Annotated in this window: 21 protein-coding genes; 11 read left to right on the forward strand and 10 right to left on the reverse strand. The window is 63.2% G+C overall.

Annotated elements, in window-relative coordinates:
- Nucleotides 1-84: 84 nt before the first annotated feature.
- The 8 genes from ACWHXP_RS24895 to ACWHXP_RS24930 form a co-directional block, all read right to left on the reverse strand.
- Nucleotides 85-1,230 (reverse strand): ABC transporter substrate-binding protein, encoded by a 1,146-nt coding sequence (locus ACWHXP_RS24895; RefSeq protein ID WP_121045754.1) that lies wholly within the window; start codon nucleotides 1,228-1,230, stop codon nucleotides 85-87.
- Between the two features lie 84 nt (nucleotides 1,231-1,314).
- The gene (locus ACWHXP_RS24900; protein WP_489623821.1) at nucleotides 1,315-1,734 is read right to left on the reverse strand and encodes an acyl-CoA thioesterase; all 420 of its coding nucleotides are present in this window, start codon (nucleotides 1,732-1,734) and stop codon (nucleotides 1,315-1,317) included.
- Between the two features lie 16 nt (nucleotides 1,735-1,750).
- Entirely contained in the window at nucleotides 1,751-2,515 is a 765-nt protein-coding gene (locus ACWHXP_RS24905; protein ID WP_034333388.1) for an SDR family NAD(P)-dependent oxidoreductase, read from the reverse strand.
- 27 nt (nucleotides 2,516-2,542) lie between these two features.
- Nucleotides 2,543-3,796, reverse strand: coding sequence for a thiolase family protein (locus ACWHXP_RS24910; RefSeq protein ID WP_489623820.1), 1,254 nt, complete (start codon nucleotides 3,794-3,796; stop codon nucleotides 2,543-2,545).
- Between the two features lie 13 nt (nucleotides 3,797-3,809).
- Entirely contained in the window at nucleotides 3,810-5,672 is a 1,863-nt protein-coding gene (locus ACWHXP_RS24915; RefSeq protein WP_259433294.1) for a feruloyl-CoA synthase, read from the reverse strand.
- A 154-nt stretch (nucleotides 5,673-5,826) separates the two neighbouring features.
- Entirely contained in the window at nucleotides 5,827-6,606 is a 780-nt protein-coding gene (locus ACWHXP_RS24920) for a crotonase/enoyl-CoA hydratase family protein (RefSeq protein ID WP_252696389.1), read from the reverse strand.
- A 304-nt stretch (nucleotides 6,607-6,910) separates the two neighbouring features.
- On the reverse strand, nucleotides 6,911-8,086 hold the full coding sequence (locus tag ACWHXP_RS24925) for an ABC transporter substrate-binding protein (RefSeq protein ID WP_489634797.1): 1,176 nt from the start codon (nucleotides 8,084-8,086) through the stop codon (nucleotides 6,911-6,913).
- 271 nt (nucleotides 8,087-8,357) lie between these two features.
- A complete protein-coding gene (locus tag ACWHXP_RS24930; RefSeq protein WP_489634796.1) occupies nucleotides 8,358-8,615 on the reverse strand; it encodes a hypothetical protein in 258 nt (85 codons plus the stop codon).
- Nucleotides 8,616-8,647: 32 nt separating this feature from the next.
- Here ACWHXP_RS24930 and ACWHXP_RS24935 point away from each other — a divergent pair, with 32 nt between their 5' ends.
- Nucleotides 8,648-9,763 carry a porin gene (locus tag ACWHXP_RS24935; RefSeq protein WP_489623817.1) on the forward strand — a complete coding sequence of 372 codons (1,116 nt, stop codon included), beginning with the start codon at nucleotides 8,648-8,650 and terminating at the stop codon, nucleotides 9,761-9,763.
- A 313-nt stretch (nucleotides 9,764-10,076) separates the two neighbouring features.
- On the opposite strand, the gene ACWHXP_RS24940 is transcribed toward ACWHXP_RS24935, so the two are convergent.
- A complete protein-coding gene (locus ACWHXP_RS24940) occupies nucleotides 10,077-11,018 on the reverse strand; it encodes an IclR family transcriptional regulator domain-containing protein (RefSeq protein WP_489634795.1) in 942 nt (313 codons plus the stop codon).
- A 360-nt stretch (nucleotides 11,019-11,378) separates the two neighbouring features.
- Here ACWHXP_RS24940 and ACWHXP_RS24945 point away from each other — a divergent pair, with 360 nt between their 5' ends.
- From ACWHXP_RS24945 to ACWHXP_RS24975, 7 genes are all read left to right on the forward strand, one after another.
- Entirely contained in the window at nucleotides 11,379-12,053 is a 675-nt protein-coding gene (locus ACWHXP_RS24945) for a 3-oxoacid CoA-transferase subunit A (protein ID WP_034336231.1), read from the forward strand.
- Nucleotides 12,050-12,691, forward strand: a complete 642-nt coding sequence (locus tag ACWHXP_RS24950) for a CoA transferase subunit B (protein WP_134223425.1) — start codon at nucleotides 12,050-12,052, stop codon at nucleotides 12,689-12,691. Before ACWHXP_RS24945 ends, ACWHXP_RS24950 begins: the two co-directional genes overlap by 4 nt.
- Nucleotides 12,692-12,727: 36 nt before the next feature.
- Nucleotides 12,728-13,930, forward strand: coding sequence for a 3-oxoadipyl-CoA thiolase (pcaF, locus tag ACWHXP_RS24955; protein ID WP_039784000.1), 1,203 nt, complete (start codon nucleotides 12,728-12,730; stop codon nucleotides 13,928-13,930).
- Nucleotides 13,931-14,181: 251 nt separating this feature from the next.
- Entirely contained in the window at nucleotides 14,182-15,048 is an 867-nt protein-coding gene (locus tag ACWHXP_RS24960) for a branched-chain amino acid ABC transporter permease (protein ID WP_034336202.1), read from the forward strand.
- Nucleotides 15,045-16,052: a branched-chain amino acid ABC transporter permease gene (locus ACWHXP_RS24965; RefSeq protein WP_121045765.1), complete on the forward strand. Its 1,008-nt coding sequence runs from the start codon at nucleotides 15,045-15,047 to the stop codon at nucleotides 16,050-16,052. Before ACWHXP_RS24960 ends, ACWHXP_RS24965 begins: the two co-directional genes overlap by 4 nt.
- Nucleotides 16,049-16,816, forward strand: coding sequence for an ABC transporter ATP-binding protein (locus ACWHXP_RS24970; RefSeq protein ID WP_489634794.1), 768 nt, complete (start codon nucleotides 16,049-16,051; stop codon nucleotides 16,814-16,816). Before ACWHXP_RS24965 ends, ACWHXP_RS24970 begins: the two co-directional genes overlap by 4 nt.
- Nucleotides 16,809-17,510 carry an ABC transporter ATP-binding protein gene (locus tag ACWHXP_RS24975; RefSeq protein ID WP_252696382.1) on the forward strand — a complete coding sequence of 234 codons (702 nt, stop codon included), beginning with the start codon at nucleotides 16,809-16,811 and terminating at the stop codon, nucleotides 17,508-17,510. Before ACWHXP_RS24970 ends, ACWHXP_RS24975 begins: the two co-directional genes overlap by 8 nt.
- Before the next feature lie 12 nt (nucleotides 17,511-17,522).
- On the opposite strand, the gene ACWHXP_RS24980 is transcribed toward ACWHXP_RS24975, so the two are convergent.
- Nucleotides 17,523-18,032, reverse strand: a complete 510-nt coding sequence (locus tag ACWHXP_RS24980) for a MarR family winged helix-turn-helix transcriptional regulator (RefSeq protein WP_134134500.1) — start codon at nucleotides 18,030-18,032, stop codon at nucleotides 17,523-17,525.
- A 326-nt stretch (nucleotides 18,033-18,358) separates the two neighbouring features.
- Here ACWHXP_RS24980 and ACWHXP_RS24985 point away from each other — a divergent pair, with 326 nt between their 5' ends.
- From ACWHXP_RS24985 to ACWHXP_RS24995, 3 genes are all read left to right on the forward strand, one after another.
- Nucleotides 18,359-19,408, forward strand: a complete 1,050-nt coding sequence (locus tag ACWHXP_RS24985; protein WP_034336186.1) for an aromatic ring-hydroxylating dioxygenase subunit alpha — start codon at nucleotides 18,359-18,361, stop codon at nucleotides 19,406-19,408.
- 9 nt (nucleotides 19,409-19,417) lie between these two features.
- A complete protein-coding gene (locus ACWHXP_RS24990) occupies nucleotides 19,418-20,374 on the forward strand; it encodes a PDR/VanB family oxidoreductase (RefSeq protein ID WP_489634793.1) in 957 nt (318 codons plus the stop codon).
- 62 nt (nucleotides 20,375-20,436) lie between these two features.
- Complete coding sequence (locus tag ACWHXP_RS24995; RefSeq protein ID WP_489634792.1) at nucleotides 20,437-21,624, forward strand: ABC transporter substrate-binding protein; 1,188 nt, start codon at nucleotides 20,437-20,439, stop codon at nucleotides 21,622-21,624.
- Nucleotides 21,625-21,979: the final 355 nt, after the last annotated feature.

The raw sequence follows: 21,979 nt of genomic DNA on the forward strand, positions 1-21,979 counted from the left end.
CGGGTGTGGTGCAGAAAACGTCAGGCTGGAAAACGGCGGCGCAAGCTGGAGACCTCGCGCCGCCGCGCGGACAGGACAGGCGGATTACGGATTGACCGCCTTCCAGTTGCCGTTCTGGATGGTCAGCATGATGCGCGCATCGTCACCCAGCCCGAAGTGATCCTTGGCCGAGTAGTTCAGCGTGCCCTGCGAGATCTGGATCGGGCCGGAGGTTTCCAGCGCCTCCTTCAAGGCGGCGCGGAAGGCGGGGGTGCCGGGTTTGGCTTTCTTCAGCGCTTCCGGGACCACCTTCTGCAGCACCAGCTGCGCGTCATAGGTATGGGCCGCGAAGAGGTTGCGGGTACCTGCGCCAAACTGCTTCTCGTAACGCGTGACGAAATCCATGGCCAGTTTCTTGGAAGGATTGCTGTCCGGCAGCGCTTCCGGTACCACGGCCGGGCCGGAGATGACGTAGGAACCTTCCACATCCTTGCCGCCCAGACGGATCAGGTCGCGCGAGGCGGCACTGTGGGTCTGGAAGATCTTGCCCTTGTAGCCGCGCTCGATGAGCGCCTTGTGCGGCATGGCCGCACCGCTGCCCGAGGCCACGACCAGCACCGCATCCGGATTGGAACTGACCACGCGCAGGGCTTGCGCCGTCACGCTGGTGTCGGCCCGCGAGAAGCGCTCCACCGTGCCCATCTTCATGCCGGCGGCGGTGGCCAGGCGCTGCACCTCCTTGAGCCAGTTTTCACCGTAGGAGTCGGAGTAGCCGAGGAAGCCGATGGTCTTCACGCCCATCTTCTTCATCTGCTCCACCACGCCACCGGCCATGACGGCCGTGGATTGCGGCAGGCGGAAGGTCCAGGCGTCTTTTCCTTCAGCGGTCTCGATAGGCGAGATGGCCAGCTGTACCGTCTGCGATTCCAGCGCCACGTCGGCCACGGCCAGCGTGGGCGGCACCGCGGCCGAACCGATGAGCAGGTCGACCTTGTCCTCGGCCACCAGGCGGCGCGCATTCTTGCTGGCCTGGGTGGGATCGGTGGCATCGTCGAGGATGATCAGCTTGACCTTCTCGCCGCCGATGGTCTCCGGCCACAGGGCAAAGCCGTTCTTGGCCGGAATGCCCAGGCCCGAGCCCGGACCGGTCAGCGACATCACCACGCCGATGGTCAGCTCGGCCTGTGCGGCCCCTGCACAGGCCAGCATCGCTGCCAGTACCCCTGCCTTGATTGCCAGTTTGGTTTTCATCTCCGTCTCCTTTGTAATTATGGTTCGAATGCTCGATGTGGGCGGATGCGGCTTGTTGCCGCCTCTCGCTTGCTGCCGTATTGCTTAACTGCACATCTCCCTGATGTCTTCCGGAATGGGGATGGCCTTGATGCGCGCCGGATCCTCCGGATGGCGAATGGCGAAGACGCGCACGTCGCGGCCTTCGCACAGCAGTTCGCCATCGCGCTTGATCTCGTGCTTCATGACGAAGGTCTTGTCATTCCATTCGACGATGCTGGAATGCACTTCGATGCGGTCGCCATAGGTGGCCGGGCGCACGAAGCGCGAACTGATGTCCACCACGGGCGTGCCGATGATGCCGCGTGTCTTTTCCGTATCACGCCAGGGCGGCACGCCGCATTCATGGAAGAAGTTGCGCGAGGCCGCGTCATACCAGCGGAAGAAATTGGGGAAATACACGATGCCGGCCGGATCGCAATCGCCGAATTCCACGCGCACCGGATGAATGATGGTCTTGCTCATGCGTTCTCCTCGGTGCTCAGCGCGGTGCCAGGCGCAATGCGCCATCGAGCCGGATCACTTCGCCGTTCAGCGATAGATTGGTGGCGATATGCAAGGCCAGCTGTGCATATTCCTCGGCCTTGCCCAGTCGCTTGGGGAAGGGGATGGACGAGGCCAGCGATTGCTGCACTTCTTCCGGCAGCTTGTAGAGCAGGGGCGTGAGGAACAGCCCCGGTGCAATGGTCACCACGCGGATGCCGTGTTGCGCCAGATCACGTGCCAGCGGCAGGGTCATGGAGGTGATGCCGCCCTTGGACGCCGCATAGCCGGCTTGCCCGACTTGTCCGTCGAAGGCGGCTACCGAGGCGGTCGCCACGATCACGCCGCGCTCGCCCTCGGCCAGCGGCTCGGCAGCGGCCATACGCGCGGCAGTCAGACGGATGACATTGAAGGTACCGATCAGGTTGACGTTGACGATGCGGCTGAAATCTTCGAGCGGCATCGGGCTGCCATCTTTGCCGACCATGCGCTTGGCACCGCCGATGCCGGCGCAGTTGATGAGGATGCGTGGTGCGCCGTTGGCTTCCTGTGCGGCATCGAGGGCTGCTGTCACCGACGCGCTGTCGGTGATGTCGCAGCGTGCGGCGTGGCAGCGCAGTTCATCGGCCAAAGCCTGGGCAGCTTCCATGTTGACGTCCAGAATGGAAACGCGGGCCCCGGCCTGGACCAGCTGGCGCGCGGTCTCGGCACCGAGTCCGGAGGCGCCGCCCGTCACGAGGGCGGCTTGTCCTTGCAGTTGCATGAGATGTGTCCTTGTCGAATGAGCGGATCAGTGGGAGGCCGAAGGATTTTCCAGCAGCAGGGCGATGCCCTGGCCGCCGCCGATGCAGGCCGATGCCACGCAGTAGCGCGCACCCCGGCGATTCATCTCGCGCGCGGCCGTGATCGACAGGCGCACACCGGTCGCGGCCAGCGGATGGCCCAGGGCGATGGCACCGCCGTTGACGTTGAGCTTGTCGCGGTCGATCCCCAGCTCACGTTCCACTGCCACGATCTGCGCGCCTTGCGCTTCATTGATCTCGAAGCAGCCGATGTCGGCCACTGTCAGGCCATTGCGTTCCAGCAGGGTACGGATGGCCGGCACCGGGCCGATGCCCATGATCTCCGGCGGCACCCCGGCCACAGCGGCGGCGACGACGCGCGCCAGCGGCTGCTTGTCATGGCGGCGTACGTAATCGCCCGAGGCGACGATGGTGGCGGCCGCTGCATCGACCAGCGCCGAGGAGTTGCCACCGGTCTGTACGCCATCCGGGTAGAGCGTGCGCAGCTTGGCCAGCACCTCCACCGGCGACGGACGCGGATGGGTGTCGGTGGCGGCTTCGCTGGTCTTGCCCTGCAGCTTGATGTGACGATCGTTGTAGCCATCCAGGCGGAAGGTCTCGTTGACGACCGGAACGATCTCTCCTGCGTGGAAGCCGGCCGCCTGTGCCTTGAGCGCGCGCTCGAAGGAATACGCGGCGTATTCATCGACCTCGGCGCGGGTGATGCCATATTTTTTCGCCAGGTTCTCGGCGGTCTGCGGCATGGTGATGCCGGGGGCCGGATCGACCAGCGCTTCCCACATGTAGTCCTGGAATTCCACCGGTGCGCCCAGCTTGAAACCGGTGCGATGGCCGAAGGCGGCAATCGGATTGCGCGTCATCGATTCGCTGCCCACGATCAGCGCGGTCTCGGTGTAGCCGCGCTCGATCTGGTCACCGGCCTGGCGGATCAGTTCGAAGCCAGTGCCGCAGATGCGCTGGACCATGATGGCCGGCGTAGTGATCGGCACGCCCGCATACAGGCCGATGTGACGCGGCAGCATGTACTGGTAGGCATCGCCCGGCGCCATGTTGCCGGCTACCACCGAGCCGATGTCGGTGGCGGCGATACCGGTACGGGCCAGTACTTCGCGCGCCACCTTGATGCCCATGTCGGTGGGCGAGAGCTGGCTGAAACTGGTGCAGTAATCCACCATGGGCGTACGCACGCCGCCGACGAGCCAGATGTCCTTGAAGCCGGAATAGAACGCTGCTTGTGCCATGTCTGTTGCTTCCTCAGTGAGCGGGGGAGAGCGCGGCCTGTGCGGTCAGCACGGCCGGGTCGGTGCCGGCGTAGAGCGCCTCCACCAGGGCGGCGCGGTGAGTCAGCACCGCACGTTGATTGATCGAACCCTTGTCGGTGATTTCGCCACGGTCGAAGGACGGCGGATCGATCAGGACCAGCGCGCGCGCCACGCGGGTTGAACTGCCGGTGGCATGGGTTTGCAGGCGTTCCAGCAGACCCTGGAAGAAATCGCGTACCGGTGCCGCATTGAGCACGTCGGCCCGCGAGGCCTCCGCAGGCAGGCGCGCCAGCTGGCGGCAGCGCTCGATGTTGGGCACGATCAGCATGCCCACTTCATTGCGGTCCTGGCCGGTGATGACGGCATCCTGCAGATAGGGCGCACCTTCATGCGCAATCAGCGCGCGCAGCGGGCCGACGCTGACCCAGGTGCCGGTGTAGAGCTTGAAGTCCTCGGCCACGCGGCCATCGAACATGAAGCCGCGATCCGGATGGGCCGGGTCCAGCCAGCGCACTGCATCGCCCGAGCGGAAGTAGCCCTCTTCATCGAAGGCCTCGGCCGTCTGTTCCGGCGCGCGCCAGTAACCCGGGGTAACGTTGGGGCCGCGATAGCGGATCTCGATCTTGTCGCCATTGGGGACCAGCTTGATTTCCATGCCCGGCGTGGGGATGCCGATCTGTCCGGCCTGCACTTCCAGGTCGGCCACGAAGAGCGCCGAAGGCGAGGTCTCGGTCATGCCCAGGCCGCAGCACATCACGATGCGTTCGCCACAGGTGGCTTCGGCGGTGGCGTGCAGCTTGTCCCACACCGGTTGCGCCAGGGCGGCACCGGCATAGAACTGCATGCGCAGGCGACTGTAGAATTTTTCGCGCAGCGCCTGGTCTTTCTCCAGCGCGTGCGCGATGCCTTCCCAGCCCACCGGCACGTTGAAATACACGGTCGGCGAAATCTCGTGCAGGTTGGCCAGGGTGGTGGCCAGGCCTTGCGGCGTGGGCTTGCCCTCGTCGATGTACATGGTGCCGCCGTTGTAGATCACGATGCCCACGTTGTGGTTGGCACCGAAAGTGTGGTTCCAGGGCAGCCAGTCAATCAGGATGGGCGGCTCTTCGGCCAGGAAGGGGAAGGTCTGCACGATCATCTGCAGGTTGCTGCACATCATGCGCTGGGTGTTGACGACCGCCTTGGGCATCTTGGTCGAGCCCGAGGTGAAGAGGAACTTGACGATGGTGTCCGGACCGGTGGCGGCGTAGGCACGCTCGACTTCATCGCCTGCGCGGGTGGCTTCCAGTTCCGCATACAGCGTGCATTCGCGTCCGGCAGGCGGCGCTTCGGTGACCACGAATTCGATATCGGGTGCCACCGCATTGACGGCCGCGGCAAACTTCTCGCCATGGGCGGCAAAGATCAGACCGGGCGTGAGCAACTGCACCGCATGGCGCAGCTTGGCGTAATCCTTGGAGAGCAGCGAATAGGCCGACGATACCGGCGCATAAGGCACGCCTGCATAGTGGCAGCCCAGCACGAGCATGGCGTGTTCGAGGTCGTTCTCGGACAGGATCAGCAGCGGGCGCTCGGCCGAGAGTCCGCGCTGCAGCAGCGCCTGGCCGATGCGGCGTGCGCTTTGCAGGGCTTCGCCGTAGCTGATGCGGCGCCATTGGCCATCCTTGTCGCGGCGGGCCATGTAGGTGCGGTCGGGATCGACGGTGGCCCAGTGGATCAGCTTGTCGGTCAGGCGCGCAGGATAGTCGCCCAGCGGCTGCCGGGTCTTGACGATGGAGATGCCCTCAGCACCCGGCACGACGTCAACGCCGCCGATGCCGAACCTGAAGCTGCGATAGCGAGGAGGAGTGTTCATACATGTCTCTGTTGTGTCACCTGCCCGGTCGTGGCCGGGCAGGTGTGTTGTTGTGGTCTTGCGCTGTATTACTGACTTGCTGGCCGCTGTGGTGGCTCTTGTCCGGCCATGCAGGGCCGATTCTTCTGCGATGCTTTGTTCGTTGCGGTCGTGCTCAGGTCGGCTTGACCTTGTTCTGCTTGTGATCGAGGAAAGCCGCCAGGCGGCCCTTGGTATCGGGATCGCTGCCGGCCACGGCGGCCATGAGCGATTCGGTCATCAGCCCATCCTGGATCGACTGGTCATGGATGCGCGGCAGCACGTGCATGATCCCGTAGTTGGTCATGGGCGCATTGCGGGCGATGCGTTCGGCCAGCTCACGGGCCTTGTCCAGACCGGTGCCGGCGGCCACGCTGTATTGCGAGATGCCGGCCTGGTGGCCTTCTTCGGCCGTCAGCACGCGGCCGGTCAGCATCATGTCGGCCATGCGGGCCACGCCGATCAGGCGCGAGATGCGCACCGATCCGCCACCACCGACGAAGAGGCCGCGCTGTCCTTCCGGCAAGCCGTAGAAGGCGCTCGGTTCGGCCACGCGAATGTGGGCCGCCGAGGCCAGCTCCAGTCCGCCGCCGATGACTGCGCCATGCAGTACCGCGATCACCGGTACGCGGCCGAAGGCGATCTGCTCGAAGGCCGCATGCCACATGCGTGAGTGATGCAGGGATTCGGTGGTGTCGCGCTCGCGCAGTTCGGAGAGGTCAAGGCCGGCGCAGAAGTGTTCGCCGATGCCGTGGATGATGGCCACCTTCACGCCCTCCGGCAGATCCTGAAAGCAGTCGCGGATGGCGCGCACCAGCGGGTCGTTGAGGGCATTGCGTTTGGCGGCGCGGTTGAGTCCGATCTCGGCAATGGCGCCGTGAACTTGGATGTCGAGGAGGTCGCTGTGCTGGTTCATGCTGTCTCTGGTCATGCCGTGGTCGGCGTTTGAATTAGTTATAAGTTATAACGTTTATTCAGTATAAGTAAAGTGGAGGTAAACGCAAGCCCCATGTGACTTTCGTGTTGTGCGAAAAAAGTAAAAGCGGGCGATTAACGAACGAAAAATGTGTCGAGGCATGCAGCAGGAATTGCTGCATCGCGTCGCAACGATGACGTGTCGGTGACTGATGGCGCGCCAACCTGCATGGCTGCGGGCGGCCCAAAGAAAAACGCCGGTGTGCACTGCATCACCGGCGTTTCCATGGAGTATCGACAGGCGATTATTTGCCGGTGTCCTTCATGTTTTCGAACTTGTCGAATTCGACGTTGTAGACCTCGCTGCCGACCTTCTCCACCTTGCGGACGTAGACCGTCTGCACGATATCGCGGGTGGCCGGGTCGATGGCGATGGGGCCGCGCGGGCTGGTGAACTTCATGGTTTTGAGGATGGCCATGGCACGGTCGCCATCGATTTTGCCGTTCAGCTTTTTGCTGACCTCGTAGATGGCGTTCATGCCGTCGTAGGCCGCGATGGCCATGAAGTTGGGACGGCCCGCCCCCGGATTGGCGGCAGCAAAGCTCTTGAGGAAGGCCTTGTTCTCCGGCGAATCATGCGCGGCCGAATAGTGGAAGGTGGTGATCACGCCCAGCGTCGAGTCGCCCATGGCGGGCAGCACGTGGTCGTCGGTCAGGTCGCCGGTGGCGATGACCTTGATGCCGGCCTCGGCCAGTCCGCGTTCGCGATAGCCCTTCATGAAGGCAATGCCCTGTTCGCCCGCCGGCACGAAGATGAAGACGGCCTCCGGTTTGGCATCCTTGATGCGCTGGATGTAGGGGGCGAACTCAGGATTGCGCAGCGGCACCCGGATCGATTCCAGTACCTGGCCACCACCGCCCAGCAGGTTGGTCTTGAAGGCGGTCTCGGCATCGATGCCCGGGCCGTAATCGGCCACCAGCGTGACTACGCGCTTGATGCCGTTCTTCAGCGCCCAGGTCGCCATGGGGCCCGAGACCTGCGGCAGCGTCATCGAAAAGCGCGCGATGTAGCTGGACTTGGTGGTGATGACGGAGCTGGCCGCGTTCATGACGATCATCGGCTTCTTGGCTTGTTCAGCGATGGGCGCTACCGCCAGCGCCTCGGGCGTAAGGCCGAAGCCGGCCAGGAAATCCACCTTGTCGCGCACCACCAGTTCCTGTGCCAGGCGCTTGGCGATCTCGGGCGAGGGACCGGTGGTGTCCTTGATGATGATCTGGATTTTCTTGCCGGCGACCGTGTCGCCATGCTGCGCCATGTAGGCCTTGATGCCGCCTTCCATCTGCTTGCCGTAATCGGCGAAGGGGCCGGAGAAGGCGGCGATCAGGCCGACCTTGATGGTTTCCTGAGCGTGCGCCAGCGATGTCAGCAAGCTGACGGAGGCCGTGATCACGGCCAATCCTGCGAGTTTTTTCAACCTCATTTTTCAGTCTCCTTTGTGATTGTAGTGAGCGATGCTGCGCGGGCGGTTCTGCTGCCGTCCTGATTGTCGCATCGCCGGTCCGACTGTTGCAGACGGACGACGTATCGCTTTCTCTTCCCTGGCTCGCCTTGTTGACAAAGCGTCGGTGCCGACAATAGTATCGCACCATCCGTTCGGTAAACAAACCGATGTGCGGTAAACGAACGGCTAATAAAAGTTATAAAAAATAAGAAACAAGCCAGAGACGAGACGCTTCATTCTGCGATGTCCGCTAGTCGGCATCGACCAACTCGCATTTATAAAGTGGCGTGGAAAACGTCGCAGCAACACGCATGCCGATGGCGCTGACCATGGGGCAGGGGGCTTTTTTGCCCGCGCTTCGGGAAGGTGCCGGGTCGGCGACGGGAATTCGCAACAGGCAGTTGAAGTAATCGAAGGGACTGACATCAAGGGAAGTCACCCGGCCGGCGAGCAGCGAATCGCTGGCGTGCGCCTGGAGGAGGGCGTGCGCCGGCAGCGAGCCGGCCATTCACCATTCAATGAAATCAGGAGGAGATGGCAATGACAAGAACAACCACCCTGCGTGCAGTGGCCCTGGCCGCTGCCGCATGTGCAATGACCGCGGGTGCGGCGGGCTCGGCCATGGCGCAGAGTTCGGTGACCATTTACGGCATCATCGATACCGGCGTGGTCTACACCACCAACGCCAATGCCAACGGCAATTCGGTCTTCAAGATGCCGTCGCTGACGGGCAGCTTCCCGTCGCGCATCGGCTTCCGTGGTGCGGAAGATCTGGGCGGCGGACTGCAGGCAATATTCGTGCTGGAAAGCGGCTTTGCTCCCGACACCGGCGCCATGGGACAGGGCAACCGCATCTTCGGGCGCCAGTCGTATGTGGGTCTGAAGAGCGATTGGGGCCAGGTCACGCTGGGCCGCCAGATCAACATGACCTACATCTCGCAGCTCAAGACGGACGTGATGGGTCCCAACATCTTCGCCATCGGCAGCATCGACCCGTATCTGCCCAATGCCCGCAGCGACAATTCCATCGGCTACCTCGGCAGCTTCAGCGGCTTCACGCTGGGCGCGACCTACAGCTTCGGACGCGATACCTCGGCCACCGGCGGTCCGGCCGCCACCAACTGTGCCGGCGAAGTGGCCGGCAACAGCAAGGCCTGCCGCCAGGTTACGGGCTTGCTGGGCTACGATGGCAAGGGCTGGGGCGTGACTTCCTCCTATGACATCCTGTATGGCAACACCGGCGCCTCCGGTGGCCTCACCAGCAGCGACAACAGCGATCAGCGCATCACCTTGAACGGTTACTTCATGATCGGTGATGTCAAGATCGGCGGCGGCGTGGTCGATCGCCGTACCCGCGCAGCCAACAACACCAATACCGATTCCGATCTCTACTACCTGGGTGTGAGCTATCCGTTGACCACCGCACTGGTGCTGGATGCGCAGGTCTCGCGCCTGGACGTGAAGAACAGCCCGAACGATGTCACCCTCTCGGTGGCACGCCTGACCTACAACCTGTCCAAGCGTACGGCGCTCTACACTTCGCTGGGCTACATCAAGAACGGCGGTACGTCGGCCGTGGCCGTCGATGCCGGCGGGTCGGTGGGTGCGGGCAAGAACCAGCTGGGTGTGATGTCGGGCATTCGTCACACCTTCTGATTCTGATCGGTGATGGAAAAGCAGTCTTGAGGAGGATGGCGCACCCGGATGCTAGGGCCTGTTCACATTTAATCTGCGAGATGCGTTGCCCCCAGAAGGCGGGCTGGCAAGGCGCGCGTCAGGGCTGGTGGTGGTGCCACCAGCCCTGACGTGCAACGCGGCCAGCGCGCCTTCTGGGGGGCAACCCTCCGGGAGAGGTCGCAGATTAAATGTGAACAGGCCCTAGGGTGCGCCGACATCCGCAGCATGGCAAAGGCAGGGTCTGTTTTTGTCTTCGGTCCGCCTCCCCGGTGGGGAGTGCGGACCTGTTTTTTTACGGCAGCAGCACGGACAATTCCTGTGCGCCACGCAGCAGCACCGGCAGGATCTCTTCTTCCATCTGTGCCACCGACACGCGCGCGGCCTGTGCACCCACGTTCAGTGCGGCCAGCACATTGCCGGAGGCGCCGCGTACCGGTACGGCGATGGAGCGCAGGCCGACTTCCAGTTCTTCATCGATGACCGCATAGCCCTGCGCACGCACACCGGCCAGGATGTCGCGCAGACGCTTTTGCGACACCACGGTCTTGTCGGTCAGGGCGCGCAGCTTGACCTTCTCGAAGTAGGCTTTGAGCTGATCATCCGGCAGGTGCGCCAGCATGGCGCGGCCCAGCGAAGTGCAGTAGGCGGGCAGGCGACTGCCGGTATTGAGTGCCACCGACATCACGCGCGAAGTGGCCGAGCGAGCGACGTAGAGCACCTCATTGTCATCCAGCACGGCCAGCGAGCAGGACTCGCCGAGCGTGCGGCTGATGTTGTTCAGGTAGGGCTGTGCAGAAACGGTCAGCGGGGTGGACGACAAATAGGAGTAGCCCAGCGTCAGGATCTTGGGGCGCAGCGAAAAATTGTTGACGTCCGAATCGGCATAGCCGAGTTGCTTCAGGGTATGCAGGCAGCGCCGCACGGCCGCGCGCGGGATGCCGGTCTTCTGGCTGATCTGGGCGATGGTCAGGCTGCGGCGCGAATCGCTGAAGGCGCGGATCACCGCCAGGCCCCGGGCCAGCGAGGTCATGAAGCTGGGGTCGGTGAGGGCATCGATTTCTTCGGCGATGGTCAGCTCGCGTTCAGCCTCGGGCGCGCTGGCGGCTTGCTCCGGGTCCCGCACCTTGCTGCGCCGGCTCGCGGCCGGGGCGGATTTGAGCGGCTTGGCGTCCTTGACGGCAGCGGTGCTCTTGGCGGCGGTCTTGCGGGTCTTGGCAGCAGGGGCGGTGGACATGGGCGCGAATGGACTCTCTGGTCGGATGGTTCAGGACGATGCATCAGCGGGGCAGCTCGGATTTCCCGCTATACCTCAGTGCGTCAGGATTTTAACGTTTTGTGCGGCAAGCGAACACATCCTGCGGGTTTTTCTTGACGGCCGTCAAGCCGGATCGCTAAACTCTTTTTGTGCGAAAATCAAACATTAGTTCGGTGATCGAACATTCTGGTGCAGAAAACGTCACGCTGCAAATACCTCCGGAATGCCCGTCCACACCGGCAGAGACGAGTCCCAACCGCCTGGCTGAACGGCAAGACCAAGGTCAGCGAGGCAATCCGCAGGCGCAGCTGGAAGCGCCGCATCTACAGTGAGAGCAACGTGATCAATAAAATTTCTGACTCTTTGGAGCAGGCGGTGGCTGACATCCATGATGGCGCCACCATCATGATCGGTGGTTTCGGCAATGCCGGCATGCCCTCGGCCCTGATCGATGCGCTCATCGCCCAGGGCGCGCGCGACCTGACCATCGTCAACAACAATGCCGGCAACGGCGATACGGGTCTGGCGGCGCTGCTCAAGACCAAGCGCGTCAAGAAGATCATCTGTTCCTTCCCGCGCCAGACTGATTCCCACGTTTTCGATGCGCTCTATCGCGCCGGTGAAATCGAACTGGAACTGACTCCGCAAGGCAACCTGGCCGAGCGCATCCGCGCCGCCGGTGCCGGCATCGGCGGTTTCTTCAGCCCGACCGGCTACGGCACCATGCTGGCCGAAGGCAAGGAAACCCGCCTCATCGATGGCAAGCACTACGTGCTGGAGTCGCCCATCCATGCCGACTTCGCGCTCATCAAGGCGCTGCGCGGCGACCGCTGGGGCAACCTGGTGTATCGCAAGACGGCGCGCAACTTCGGTCCCATCATGGCGATGGCGGCCAAGGTCACCATTGCGCAAGTCACCGAGGTGGTGGAACTGGGCCAGCTCGATCCGGAAAACATCATCACGCCCGGCATCTTCGTGCAGCGGATCGTGCAAACCAAGGAGGCACAGCAATGAAGCGCTTTACCCGTGAAGAGATCGCCGCCCGCGTGGCGCAGGACATCCCCGAGGGCGCCTACGTGAACCTGGGTATCGGCCTGCCGACCAAGGTCGCCAACTACCTGCCGGCGGACAAGGAAATCTTCCTGCACAGCGAAAACGGCGTACTGGGCATGGGCCCGGCCCCGGCCCCCGGCGAAGAAGACGAAGACCTCATCAATGCCGGCAAGCAGCCGGTGACGCTCCTGACCGGCGGTTCCTACTTCCATCACGCGGATTCGTTCTCGATGATGCGCGGCGGCCACCTGGACATCTGCGTGCTGGGCGCCTTCCAGGTCTCGGCCAAGGGTGACCTGGCCAACTGGCACACCGGCGCACCGGATGCCATCCCCGCCGTGGGCGGTGCGATGGACCTGGCCATCGGTGCCAAGCAAGTCTTCGTCATGATGGACCACCAGACCAAGACCGGCGAAAGCAAGCTGGTGGAGGCCTGCTCCTATCCGCTCACCGGCATCGGCTGCGTCAACCGCATCTACACCGACCTGGCCGTCATCGACGTGACCCCGCAAGGCCTGCAGGTGCGCGAGATTGTCGAGGGCCTGACCTTTGCGCAATTGCAGGAACTGACCGGCGCACCGCTGCGCCCGGCGGCCTGATTCCGTGACCCGTATCGTTATCGCTGTGAGGAATGCATGAAAGACGTATTTATCTGTGACGCCATCCGCACCCCCATCGGCCGCTATGGCGGCGCGCTCAAAGACGTGCGCGCTGATGACCTGGGCGCGGTGCCGCTGCGCGCGCTCATGGAGCGCAATCCGCAGGTGGACTGGAAGGCCGTCGATGACGTGATCTTTGGCTGCGCCAACCAGGCCGGTGAAGACAACCGCAACGTGGCACGCATGTCGCTGCTGCTGGCAGGCCTGCCGCAGGAAGTGCCGGGCAGCACCATCAACCGCCTGTGCGGCTCGGGTATGGATGCGCTGGGCACGGCCGCGCGCGCCATCAAGTCCGGTGAAACCCAGCTGATGATCGCCGGTGGCGTCGAATCGATGACCCGCGCCCCCTTCGTGATGGGCAAGGCCGACAGTGCCTTCTCGCGCCAGGCGGCGATCCAGGACACCACCATCGGCTGGCGTTTCGTGAATGCGCTGATGAAGCAGAAGTATGGCGTGGATGCCATGCCCGAGACGGCCGAGAATGTCGCCGTCGATTTCAAGGTCAGCCGCGAAGACCAGGATCAGTTCGCCGTACGCAGCCAGGCCAAGGCCGCCGCCGCACAAGCCAATGGCAACCTGGCACAGGAAATCGTGCCGGTAGTGATCCCGCAGAAGAAGGGCGACCCGATCACCGTGACCCAGGATGAACATCCGCGTGCGACCAGCATGGAAGCGCTGGCCCGCCTGAAGGGCGTAGTCAGGCCGGATGGTACCGTCACGGCCGGCAATGCGTCCGGCGTCAACGATGGCGCCTGCGCCTTGCTGCTGGCCAGTGCCGATGCCGTCGAGAAGTACCAGCTCAAGCCGCGCGCCCGCATCCTGGGCATGGCCACGGCCGGTGTCGCACCGCGCATCATGGGCATGGGTCCGGCCCCGGCCAGCAAGAAAGTGCTGGCGCAACTGGGCATGACGATTGATCAGATGGACGTGATCGAACTCAACGAAGCCTTCGCCTCGCAAGGGCTGGCCGTGCTGCGCGAACTGGGCGTGGCCGATGATGACGCCCGCGTCAATCCGAACGGCGGTGCCATCGCCCTCGGCCATCCGCTGGGCATGAGCGGTGCGCGCCTGGTGACCACCGCCACCTACCAGCTGGAGCGCACCGGTGGCCGCTATGCGCTGTGCACCATGTGCATCGGCGTGGGGCAGGGTATCGCGATGGTGATCGAGCGCGTGTGATGCGTTCGGGATGGCGCGGTCGGGCAACCGTGTCGCGCCATCCATGAAGATCGCAAGGGTCTTCGTGAAAATTGATCAAGCATGAATTGAGGCAGGCGCAGCACAATAGAAAAATAATTTATATCGATTTCCAAGCGGCCAAAAAAACAGAGCCGCAGGCCAGAAGAGGAGACCAACCGCATCATGCATTCGCATCATGACTGCGCGCCGCGTTCGGCTGCGCCCGTTCGTCCTTGCCGGGGAGGTGTGCCATGCTAGGCAACTTCCTTGGCGTGCTCTTCGATGGCATTGCCTACGGCAGCCTCCTGTTTCTCATCAGCGTGGGCCTGTCGGTGACGATGGGGATGATGAACTTCATCAACCTCGCGCATGGTGCCTTCGCCATGCTGGGCGGCTACGTCTGCGTGACGCTGCTCAATCGCATCGGCGTTCCCTTCCTGGCGACCTTGCCGCTGGCCTTCATCGCGGCCGCCGTGGTCGGTCTGATCCTCGAACGTTCCCTTTATCGCCGTCTCTACAAGGCCAGCCACCTCGACCAGGTGCTGTTTTCCATCGGCCTGACCTTCATGGCCGTGGCCGGCGCGACCTGGCAATGGGGGCCGACCCAGCAGCCTGTGGTGCTGCCGGATTGGCTGCGCGGACAGGTCTCGCTGCTGGGGCTGGATGTCGGGGCGTATCGCGTCTTTCTGATCGGCGTGGTGGTGATCGTGACGGTGGCGCTGGGCCTCCTGATCGAGCGTACCCGCTTCGGTGCACAGATCCGCGCCTCGGTCGACAACCAGGTGGCGGCAGCGGGGCTGGGCATCAACGTCAGCCGTGTGTTCAGCCTGACCTTTGCACTGGGGTCGGGTCTCGCCGGTCTCGGTGGCGGCCTGGGTATTGACGTGCTGGGGCTGGACCCGACCTTCCCGGTCAAGTACATGGTCTACTTCCTGCTGGTGGTGGCCGTGGGCGGGGCCGGCACCATCAAGGGGCCGCTGCTGGCCGCGCTGATCCTGGGCGTGTTCGATGTCGCCGGAAAATATTATGTGCCGGAGATCGGCGCCTTCGTCATCTATGGCCTGATGGTGGTGTTGCTGATCCTGTTCCCGGCCGGACTGATGCGGAGGCGCGGATGAGCAGCACCAGCACTTCAACCCGAGCGGCCGCCAAGCCGGTCCTGCGCCTGCCCAATGATCGCTGGACGCCACTGGAGATCCTCTTCTGGCTGCTGCCGGTGGCGGCCTATTTCCTCTTCCCCGATTACCTGGTGCTGATCAGCCAGATCATGATCGTGGGCCTGTTCGCCGTCTCGCTGGATCTGATCCTGGGCTATGCCGGCATCGTTTCGCTGGGGCATGCCGCCTTCTTCGGCCTGGGGGCCTACACGGCCGGGCTGCTGGCCGTGCATGGCTGGGGCGAGCCGATCACGGGGCTGTTGCTGGCGGCCATCGTGGCGGCTGTCGCCGGTTTCCTGGTGAGCTTCCTGGTGGTGCGCGGAGCGGACCTCACGCGCCTGATGGTCACGCTGGGCATCGGCCTGATGCTGTTCGAGGCGGCCAACAAGGCGGCCTTCATCACCGGTGGTGTGGATGGCTTGTCCGGCATGGTGATGGGCAAGATCTTCGGTGTCTTCGAGTTCGACCTCAACGGACGCGTGGCCTATGGCTACAGTTTCGCGGTGCTGTTGCTGCTGTTCGTGGTGCTGCGGCGGATGGTGAATTCACCCTTCGGGCTGGGCTTGCGTGGCATCCGCGAAGGTGGCCGCCGCATGCCGGCCATCGGCGCCGATGTCAACCGCCGCCTCGTCGTCATCTTCACAGTGGCCGCTGCGGTGGCCGGTGTGGCCGGTGCCCTGCTGGCGCAGACCACGCAGTTCGTCGGGCTGGATGTGCTGGGTTTCCCGCGGTCGGCAGAGTTGCTCATCATCCTGGTGCTGGGCGGTACCGGCCGCCTCTATGGCGGACTGGTCGGTGCGCTGGTCTACATGCTGGCGCAGGATTACCTGTCCGGACTCAATCCGGCCTACTGGCAATTCTGGATCGGCCTGCTGCTGATCGTGATCGTTCTGTTTGCGCGCGGTGGCCTGCTCGGCGGGCTGGCGGTGCTGCGTGACAAGTTCTTCAAGGGAGGCCGCGCATGAGCCCGCATCCAGCCGATACCACCCTGCGCACCGAAGGCCTGAGCAAACGCTGGGGCAGCTTCGTGGCCAACAGCGATATCTCGCTGACCTTCACACCCGGCGCGCGCCACGCCTTGATCGGTCCCAATGGCGCCGGCAAGACCACCTTCATCAATCTGCTCACGGGCGGCTTTGCGCCCAGCGGGGGCAAGGTATGGTTCGGTGGCGAGGATATCACCGCCTTGGCCCAGCATGAACGCGTCAAGCGCGGCATGACCCGCACCTTCCAGATCAATACGCTTTTTGCCGGGCTCACGGTGCTGGAGTCGGTGATCCTGGCGATCCAGGAGCGGCGCGGCCTGCAATACAAGTGGTACCAGACCGTGGCCAGCCAGACCGAGGTCGTGGATGAAGCCATGGCCTTGCTGACATCGCTCAAACTGGCGCAGGAAGCCAACAGCATCACGCGCAGCCTGGCCTATGGCAAGCAGCGGCTGGTGGAGATTGCACTGGCACTGGCCACGCAGCCCAAGGTACTGCTGCTGGACGAACCGGCCGCCGGCATTCCCTCGGCGGAAAGCCGCGAACTCTTCGAAGTGATTGCGCAACTGCCGCGTGAAGTGACCATCGTCTTCATCGAACATGACATGGGGCTGGTGTTCCGCTTCGCCGAGCGCATCACGGTGCTGGTCGGCGGCAAGGTGCTGGTGGAGGGCATGCCGGCGGAGATTGCGGCTGACCAGCGCGTCAAGGAAGTCTATCTGGGGGAGGCCGAACATGCCTGATCTGCTGGCACTGGACAAGGTGAGCGCCGGTTATGGCGACTCCATCGTCCTGGAAGACGTGTCGTTCTCGATGCAGGAAGGCGAGAGCCTGGCCCTGCTGGGGCGCAATGGCGTGGGCAAGACCAGTCTGTTGATCACCCTCATGGGACTGACGCGCCTGCATGGCGGCAGCATTCACTGGCGTGGCAGCAACATTGCGCGCGTGCCGACCCACAAGCGCGCGCACGCCGGGCTGGGCTGGGTGCCGCAGGAGCGTTTCATGTTTCCTTCGCTGTCGGTGGAGGAACACCTGACGGTGGTGGAGCGTGGCGGCAAATGGAACTTGCAGAAGATTTATTCGATTTTTCCCCGCCTGCATGAGCGCCGCCACAACATGGGCAACCAGCTCTCCGGGGGCGAGCAGCAGATGCTGGCCATTGCGCGCGCGCTGATGGTGAGCCCCAGCATTCTCTTGCTGGATGAACCGATGGAAGGGCTGGCCCCGATCATCGTGCAGGAACTGCTGAAGGTGATCCGCCGCCTGGTCAGTGAAGAAGGGATGTCGGTGATCGTGGTGGAGCAGCATGCACGCATGGCGCTGTCGTTGACGCAGCGGGCCATCGTGCTGGATCGCGGCCGCATCGTGCATGCCTCGGACAGCCAGAGCCTGCTGGACGATGGCGAGACACTGGATCGCTTGGTGGCGGTGGCTTAGGAAGCCAGGGCCTCAGTCTTCCTGGCAATCCTGGTCGCGCAAGCGTGCGAGCGGCGCACGGCTCTGCGGATTGTTCTCATGCACCAGCTTGTCCAGCAGCAGCATGAACTGTTGCTGTTCGGCTTCATCGAGGGGCGCCAGGATGCGCTTGCGCAGGCGCTGCAGGCCGGGGATCAGTTCTTCCAGCAGGGCTTCGCCGGCCTGCGTGATGCGCAATGCGCGCTGGCGGCGGTTGTGCGGAATGACTTCGCGCACCAGCAATCCCTTTTCTTCCAGCCGTGCGCAGACCGTGGCACCAGTGGAAGTGTCGATGGCGACCAGTCCCGACAAGCTCACCTGGTCGATGCCGGGATGGTTCGACAGCATGCGCAGGATGGCGTATTGCACCGGGGTAATGATGCCGCCGGTTTCGTCATGGAAGATCGACACCGAAATCTGCTGCGCCCGCCGCAACAGGTGGCCGGGGTGCTCGTAGAGATCGATGAGCTGGCTTTCGTCCTTGGGTGGCGTGGTCTCTGGCATGGCGGATGAGGTCGGATGCAATCAGGTAATGGATGAGCTGCAGGGTGATGACAGCGATGCGGCAGTGTACGGTCCGCAAGGTTTTCCCTCAATCAATTGATGCAACGCGCAACGAAAAAAGTCCGCCAGCGCGTTTACTTGCGCTGCGGATTGGCGGATACTTTTCTAACATTCAGTGTACTGAATATTAAAACAGATAAATGCGAGACCCGACAGGATCTGGATCAAGCCGCCTGCGGAAAAGAACAAGCTGGAGCAGTCCATCAAGAAGGGCACTGGCCTTGGAAGGCCGGTGCCGGTTGAGGAATTCACCCAAGGAGACCGTCATGTTCCCCAAGAATGCCTGGTACGTCGCCTGCACGCCCGACGAAATCGAAAGCAAGCCCCTGGGCCGCCAGATCTGCGGCGAGAAGATCGTGTTCTATCGTGGCGCCGAAGGCAAGGTCGCCGCCGTTGAGGATTTCTGTCCGCATCGCGGCGCGCCGCTGTCGCTGGGCTTCGTGCGGGAAGGGCAACTGGTGTGCGGTTATCACGGCCTGGAGATGGGCTGCGATGGCCAGACCCGCAGCATGCCGGGCCAGCGCGTGCGCGGCTTTCCCTGCATACGCAGCTTCCCTGTGGTGGAGCGTTACGGTTTCATCTGGGTATGGCCCGGCGACAAGGAGCAGGCCGATCCGGCACAGATCCATCATCTGGAATGGGCTGAGAATCCCGAGTGGGCCTATGGCGGTGGCTTGTATCACATCAACTGCGACTACCGCCTGATGATCGACAACCTCATGGACCTCACGCACGAGACTTATGTGCACGCCTCCAGCATCGGCCAGAAGGAGATTGACGAAGCGCCGGTCAATACGCGGGTGGAAGGAGAGCAGGTCATCACCAGCCGCTTCATGGAGAACATCATGCCGCCGCCGTTCTGGCGCATGGCCTTGCGAGGCAATGGATTGGCCGATGAGGTGCCGGTGGATCGCTGGCAGATCTGCCGCTTCTCGCCGCCCAGCCACGTGATGATCGAAGTGGGCGTGGCGCATGCAGGCAAGGGCGGTTACGAGGCCGGGCCGGAGCACAAGGCTTCCTCCATCGTGGTGGATTTCATCACGCCCGAGACTGAAACGTCGCACTGGTATTTCTGGGGCATGGCGCGGCACTTCCGTCCTGAGGACAAGGAGCTGACCAATACCATCCGCGAAGGGCAGGGCAAGATCTTCGGCGAGGACCGCGAGATGCTGGAGCTGCAGCAGGCCAATCTGCTGAAGTATCCCGAGCGCCGCCTGCTGGCGCTCAACATCGATGCCGGTGGGGTGCAGTCGCGCAAGGTGCTGGACAAGTGGCTGGCGCGCGAAGCCGAATCTGGCAAGGCTGCCGCGGCCTGAGGAGTGACGATGACGACATTGCAGGTCAAGGTCGCGGCGCGCCGCGAGGAAGCCGACGGCATCGTGGGATTGGAGCTGGTCTCGGTGGATGGTGCGCCCTTGCCGGGTTTTACCGCCGGTGCGCATATCGACGTGCATCTGCCGGGCGGCTTGCTGCGCCAGTATTCGCTGTGCAATGCGCCGCATGAGCAGCATCGCTACCAGATCGGTGTATTGCGCGATGCCAATTCGCGCGGTGGATCGGTGGCGGTGCATGAGGCGCTGAAGGTTGGTGATCTGCTCACCATCGGCGTGCCGCGCAACCAGTTTGCGCTGGTGCCGGCGCAGCACAGCCTGCTGCTGGCGGGTGGCATCGGGGTGACGCCGATTTTGTGCATGGCCGAGGCGCTGGCGGCCTCCGGGGCGTCTTTCGAGATGCATTACTGTGCCCGTTCGCCTGCCCGCCAGGCGTTTCGGGAGCGCATTGCCGGGTCACGATTTGCGGACCGCGTGGTGCATCACTATGACGATGGTGATGCCGCGCAGAGGCTTGATCTGGAGGCCTTGCTGTCACAGGCTGATCCGGCTACCCATCTTTACGTCTGCGGTCCTGCCGGCTTCATCGCGCATGTGGTGGAGACTGCCCGTGCACGCGGCTGGCCGGAGTCGCAGGTTCATTTCGAATACTTTGGTGCGGCGCCGGTAACAGCCGACAGCAATGGCGCGTTTGATGTGAAGCTGGCCAGCAGCGGTCAGGTCTATACCATTCCCGCCGACCGCACGGTGATCCAGGTTTTGTGCGAACACGGTGTGGATGTGCCGGTGTCCTGCGAGCAGGGCATCTGCGGTACCTGTCTCACGCGTGTGCTGGAGGGTGAGCCGGATCATCGTGATCAGTACCTGACCGATGAGGAAAGGGCGGCCAATGATCAGTTCACGCCTTGCTGTTCCCGGGCTCGCAGTTCGTTGCTGGTGCTGGATCTGTAATGTTCTGAAGCAGTATTGTCCTGCGTCGTAAAGCATTTATACAAATTAAAACCTGAGGAGACATGATGAGCGAGATGATCGATACCCGGCGCCGCCACCTGGTGCTGGCCGGAACCGCGCTGGCTGCGATGGGCGCGCCCCTGGTGGCACGGGCAGCCGATGCACTGAAAGTCGGGCTGATCGTGCCGATGTCGGGGCCGTTTGCTTCGACCGGGCGGCAGATCGAGGCAGCGGTGAAGCTGTATCAGCAGAAGTTCGGTGACAGCGTGGCCGGGCGCAAGGTGGAGATCCTGTTGAAGGATGATGGCGGCGTTTCTCCGGATGTGACCAAGCGGCTGGCGCAGGAGCTGGTGGCGCGGGACAAGGCGCAGGTTCTGATGGGCTTCGGGTTGACGCCCCTGGCGCTGGCGGCAGCACCCATCGCCACACAGGCCAAGGTGCCGATGATCGTGACGGCAGCCGCAACGTCGATCATTCCGCAGCGCTCGCCTTATATCGTGCGCACCGGCTTTACGCTGGCGCAGGTGACTTCGCCGCTGGCCTCCTGGGCTGCGAAGAATGGGATCAAGAGTGTGGTGACCTTTGTTTCCGATTACGGGCCGGGGCTGGATGCTGAGAAAGTATTCGTGAAGACTTTTTCCGAGGCCGGTGGCAAGGTCATGGAAAGCGTGCGCGTGCCCTTGCGCAATCCGGACTATGCGCCCTTCCTGCAGCGGGTGAAAGACGCCAAGCCGCAGGCTTTGTTCGTTTTTGTACCTTCCGGGGAAGGCGCTGCCGTGTTGAAGCAGTTCACCGAGCGGGGATTGGCGGCTGCCGGAATTCGATTGATTTGCACCGGCGATGTGCTCGATGATGACCTCATGGCCGGGATTGGTGCAGCGGCCAAGGATGTGGTGAGCAGTCACCACTATTCGGCTGCGCATCCCTCTGCGGCCAACAAGGAATATGTCGATGCCATGGCCAAGGCCAACAAGGGAATGCGCGCCAACTTCCATTCCGTTGGAGCCTATGACGGGATGCATCTGCTCTATGAATCGCTCAAGAAGACCGGGGGCGATGCGGACGGTGAGAAGCTGCTGGCTGCCATGAAAGGGATGAGCTGGGAGAGCGTGCGGGGGCCGGTTTCCATCGATGCTTCTACTCGCGATATCGTGCAGACGGTTTATATGCGCAAGGCTGAGTTGCGCGGGGCTGAGTTCTATAACGTGGAGTTTGATCAGGTGGAGAAGGTGCGGGATCCTGGGGTTTGATTCTTTCTTGGGTAGTCTGCACGGATTGCTTTCCTGCGCTCTAGCTTAATTCTTTTCTCTCTCCGGTCGGGAGAACGCGCCGGGAGCGGCCCGGCAGCCGCTCACTTTTCTTGTCTCGCCAAGAAAAGTAAGCAAAAGAAGGCGACCCCAAAGAGCCAGCCCTCCTACGGAGGGTCCCCCCGCCGCAGCGGAGCGAAAAGTGGGAAGGATAGAGTCGCTTCGCTCCCACTATCCTTCTGATCCACTTTTCGCTCCGCTGCGGCGGCTGGCTCTATGGGGACGGCACCCCCCCCCCACGGGCTCGCCTGCGGCCTCGCCGCGTCTCCTACTCGCCTTCGGCTTTGGTCGGGGTTGG

This window comes from Herbaspirillum sp. Her2, from assembly GCF_057961375.1.